Genomic DNA, 1,231 nt, shown 5'->3' with positions numbered 1-1,231 from the left:
CTTGTGTGCTGCCCAGACGGCGGCAGCCGCGGCACCCGGTTAGGTATTCCCATTGAGGATTACCGGAGCACAGGTGCCATCTGGGTACTAAGGGCTTGCGTCTTGACACCCTTTTTAAGCCACAACACCAGTTATGCTGAGTATTATCAGCAATTTTTGCGAACCATGATGAGAGTGATTGGGGAAGTGGCTAATTAGACCAGGAGGCTGCCCGAGAATAGGGCCTGTAGCGAGAAATTGAAGTTAAAAATTTTTCGTAAATCTCGCTACGGACGCTTAAGTCCGATAGGCTCCCAGTGCATTTTGTACTACAGATGTCTGTATCCGAAATGAAGGATTTTATTCGATATACAATTCTGTATTGGGTGTTCCTCCCTGCGTAATACCCGCTTCCATAGTTAATGATTAATTTTCGAGGTTCCTGTGCAGTCACTTTTTACCAGACAAAACCTGCTTGACAAACAAATACTTCTTCTCTGCCTTATGGTACTATCCTCTACTGGTTGTGTCACAAAAGACAATCAGCAAAATAACTTAACTCAACCTCCCCCTGAAGCGATGATCAATGAAGTCATCCAGCCTGTTGATAATAATTTACCAGGCCAATCATTGGTGAGTGGTTCACAGTCCAATCTTACTCAATATCCGCCCAAAGAGATTTTGAAGGAAATCCTGCAACCTGTTAAAGGCCAACTGTACAAAAAGCCATTGACGAAAGAGCAGCAGCAAGTGGTGAACCGGGCAAAAGTTGAGAAACTCAATGGCTGGATTCATATAGGCATCACGGGTAAGCCACTTGAACGCGGCTTTCAATATGGCTATCTGGTTGCCCCGGACTTTAAACAGGCATGGACAAATACCTGGATCATGACATACCTGACAACGGGTGTACCCTATCGTTCCTGGAAAAAGGCCGCTATCGAACAAACCCGCGACAAGATACCGGATGAATTACAACTTGAAATGGCCGGAATTGCACAAGGCTTAACCGCCGCAGGTTTAAATATCTCAGTTGACGATATCATCGCATGGAATGACTGGATTGAGCTGACTGGTTACTGGTGGCCTTCTGTCGGTATGCAGAATTACACTCAATGGGTTGATCCGGGGCTTATTAATACCTCGCCATTTCCTAACCCGTACACAACCCCGGCAGGACATAAGGTAAGTGGCAAAAGCAATGAAGGGCCAGATATCACAGGTGCCAAGGGCAATTGCAGTGCCTTTGTTG

The 1,231-nt window shown here is 46.1% G+C and carries 2 protein-coding genes; both read left to right on the top strand.

Annotated features, from left to right (window positions below; all coding sequences use genetic code 11):
* On the top strand, nt 1–198 hold a 198-nt coding region (locus tag KDK14_RS14175), incomplete at its 5' end, for a hypothetical protein (RefSeq protein WP_257265827.1).
* 414 nt (nt 199–612) lie between these two features.
* Nucleotides 613–1,231 (top strand): hypothetical protein (locus KDK14_RS14170; RefSeq protein ID WP_257265826.1); only part of this gene is annotated, 619 nt, incomplete at its 3' end.

The organism is Endozoicomonas sp. ONNA2 (genome assembly GCF_024606365.1).
GTDB lineage: Bacteria > Pseudomonadota > Gammaproteobacteria > Pseudomonadales > Endozoicomonadaceae > Endozoicomonas.
This window is presented reverse-complemented; position numbering and strand designations above follow the sequence as displayed.